Below are 2,979 nucleotides of genomic sequence, written 5' to 3' on the forward strand. Positions count from 1 at the left end.
TCCTCGGCCTCGGCCAGGGCATCGCGCATGAGCTGTACGGCGGGGTGCTCCGGCTCGGACTGGCGCAGCGCCGTGCACTCGATCACGCGGCGGGCACGGTAGATGTCGATCACATCGGCGATGGTCGGCGACGCTACCGAGACGCCGCGATGCGGGATGTGCTCGACGAGTCCCTGCTCGGCGAGCACACGGAACGCTTCACGGAGGGTGTTGCGCGAGACATCGAACTGCTCGGCGAGGGCGGACTCGGACAGTCGCGACCCCGGCGCGAAGTCGCCGTCGATGATGCGCTGTCGGAGCACGTCGGCGAGCACGCCATGCTGGTTCATGCCTTCATCGTAGGTGGCGCCGTGGTCGGATCGTCTGCGGGTGGCCGCGCTGCCGACATGCACAGTTGGGGAGGGCCCCGAATCCCGCCCGTCTCCGCCGGGTGCCCGACACTGTCCAGGTCCTCGCGAACAGCCGCGAGGACGTGGAGGCGAATCGTGCCGTCCTGGTGCACGGTAAAGACGGGCTGCAGGAGCACCAGCAGACCGGTACATCAGCGTGCGGACCCACGATCGAGTAACTGCCAACGGTTTCCACGCCCCTACCCCCAGGTCAAGCGACGCAAAACGCTCGGCTGAAAGACACAGCCGAGCGTTTCGCATGAGTGAACAGTGCTGCTCACGTTCTGTTCTCCTTATTCGCTTCTTTCGTGTGGTCCGTCTTGCCTTCGCGCGAAGTTCTTGATGCTAAGCGCGAGAGCAACGATCACCAGTACGAGAGAAACGCCCCAGAACGCCCAGACCGCGTCGTGGAAGACGTCGATCCGAGCGAGCGGCGGAAGAGTTGCTGCGAGGAGCAGGAGGGCGATGATAGTGGCGCGTAGCGCGACGTGTGCCTTCATGCGGGGCCTAGGTGTATTGCCCCGTGAGGTTGTGAACGCGGTCTGAGGGGCGTTGGCCGCCGATTCCGGTGTGGGGTCTGTGGTGATTGTAGTGATGGAGCCAGGCGTCGTAGGTCGCTGCCCTGGCTTCATCGCTGCCGTAGGTGTGCGCGTAAGCCCATTCGGTGGCGAGGGTTCGGTTGAAGCGTTCGACCTTGCCGTTGGTTTGTGGCCTGTAGGCGCGAGTTCGGCGGTGCTTGATGTTCGTGTCCTCGAGTGCGTCACGAAAGACGTGAGATCGGTAGCAGGACCCGTTGTCGGTGATGACTTCGGTGACGGTGATCCCGACCGACGTGAAGTAGGCATTGGCTCGCGCCCAGAAGCCGGCGGCGGTTTCCTTCTTCTCGTTTTCGAGGATCTCGGAGTAGGCGAGCCTCGAATGGTCATCGATGGCGTGGTGCAAGTAGGAGTATCCGACCCCGGCTCGGTTCTTGCGGCCGGCTTGGCGGCCGAGTTTGCGGTGTCCGCCGCCGTCCGGGATACGGCCGAGTTTCTTGATATCGACATGGACCAGGTCGCCTGGTACGGCGCGTTCGTAGCGGTGTGGGCGCGCCTTCCGGACGCGGAGGCCGGTGGCTTGGTCAAGGTGCGCGAGGTGAGGCATGCGGTAGCGGCGCAGGACGCGCCAGGCTTGAGAGGGCTCGATACCGAGGTGGTATGCGATGCGGTGCGGTCCCCAACGGCGGGTGAAGCGCATCCCGATAATGCGCCGCTCGACACGTTTCGGGCACCGGCTCGGAGAGGTGTGCGGGCGGGAGGAGCGATCCGTGAGAAGGTCCCCGGCTCGATAGCGGTCGGCCCATTTCTTCGCGGTCGCGGGCGAGCACTGGAACCGTTCCGCGGCGCGGCGCAGGTTCCAGCCTTGCTCCACGACCAGGACCGCCAGACGGCGACGTCCTTCCGGGGTGAGGGGTGCGTTAGCGTGAGTCACGAGAACCTCCGTGGTCAGGATTTGAGTGTGGTAACCCACATCCTGCACGGAGGTTCTCGCTTTACGTCACCCGTTCACAACGTCCCGAGGCAATACAACTAGTGCGACGTCGGCGGCACCTGGAAGACTCGGCGCATGGCTCTTCTGGATCACCTGGGCATCACCGTCGGCGACCTCGAGCGTGGCCGGGCGCAGTTCCACCCCGTCCTCGCCGCTCTCGGATATCAGAGCGGGGGTGCGGACGACCACTCCATCTCGTGGCACAACGGCGACGAGACCGAGATCATCCTCTACGCCTGGGATGACGACTCCACCCCGCACCGTCATGGTCGTATCGGCTGGCAGCACATCGCCTTCGCGGTGCCGACGCGCGAGCAGGTCGAGCACCTTCATGCCGTCGCGCTCGAGGCCGGGTGGACAGCGATCCGCGGGCCCAAAGAGTACCCGCGCTACTCGGAGCGTTACTACGCCTCGTTCGTCGAGGACGCCGACGGCATCCGGGTCGAGTTCATGTACAACCCTCCTCGCGAGAAGGCTTGACGCCGGGGCGTGTCGCACCCCAGTATGGCAAAGCTGTGCCGACCGGCGCAGCACACCAGCCGAGGAGTCGACGGATGACCGCGCAGCGGAACCTCCCCATCGCAGCGGTGTTGCCGCCACAAGGAAAGGAATCATGGAGAGGCTCTCCGCACGGCTGCTGTCGTGGGCGTCGCTGATCGACGAGAAGACACTCGCTCAGGCGCACACCACGGCCCGCATACCGTTCATCCACCCGCACCTGGCGCTGATGCCTGATGCGCACCTAGTTGTTATCTACACAATGAGCAAACCCCGTGCAGCATGACAGCGCAACGAAGGCTAGACCGAACCTTTGTGCCGATCCGGTACCGCAACATCGTCGAAAGTCGAGCATCTCTGCAATCGCCAGCAACATGGATTACCGGAGTGCGTTCATGGCTCACGGCGGTCGGCGGACGCAGGGCTTCCTGGCTCCTAGCTGTACTGACCTCGACCGTTGTTGATTCGGTCGATAGGGGTCTTGCCTCCGATGCCGAGGTGGGTTCTGTCTAGGTTGTAGTGGTCGAGCCAAGCCGTCAATGCTGCTCGGCGGTCGTCGTTG

At 64.3% G+C, this 2,979-nt stretch carries 4 protein-coding genes and 1 pseudogene; 3 read left to right on the top strand and 2 right to left on the bottom strand.

The annotated features are described in order from the left end of the window. A partial coding sequence (locus KZA10_RS11035; protein ID WP_218682904.1) for a GntR family transcriptional regulator occupies nt 1-329 on the bottom strand: 329 nt, incomplete at its 3' end. A gap of 101 nt (nt 330-430) precedes the next feature. Here KZA10_RS11035 and KZA10_RS11040 point away from each other — a divergent pair. Further along, nucleotides 431-568: a hypothetical protein gene (locus tag KZA10_RS11040; RefSeq protein ID WP_218682905.1), complete on the top strand. Its 138-nt coding sequence runs from the start codon at nt 431-433 to the stop codon at nt 566-568. A gap of 328 nt (nt 569-896) precedes the next feature. On the opposite strand, the gene KZA10_RS11045 is transcribed toward KZA10_RS11040, so the two are convergent. Further along, a complete protein-coding gene (locus KZA10_RS11045; RefSeq protein WP_218682907.1) occupies nt 897-1,859 on the bottom strand; it encodes an IS481 family transposase in 963 nt (320 codons plus the stop codon). A gap of 135 nt (nt 1,860-1,994) precedes the next feature. On the opposite strand from KZA10_RS11045, the gene KZA10_RS11050 reads away from it, so the two are divergent. Then, nucleotides 1,995-2,399: a VOC family protein gene (locus tag KZA10_RS11050; RefSeq protein ID WP_218682906.1), complete on the top strand. Its 405-nt coding sequence runs from the start codon at nt 1,995-1,997 to the stop codon at nt 2,397-2,399. A 133-nt stretch (nt 2,400-2,532) separates the two neighbouring features. Next, nucleotides 2,533-2,664: pseudogene (locus KZA10_RS11055) on the top strand (RtcB family protein); the annotation flags it as partial. Nucleotides 2,665-2,979 lie beyond the last annotated feature (315 nt).

Origin of the sequence: Microbacterium sp. BF1, assembly GCF_019279095.1 — a bacterium.
Lineage (GTDB): Bacteria > Actinomycetota > Actinomycetes > Actinomycetales > Microbacteriaceae > Microbacterium > Microbacterium maritypicum.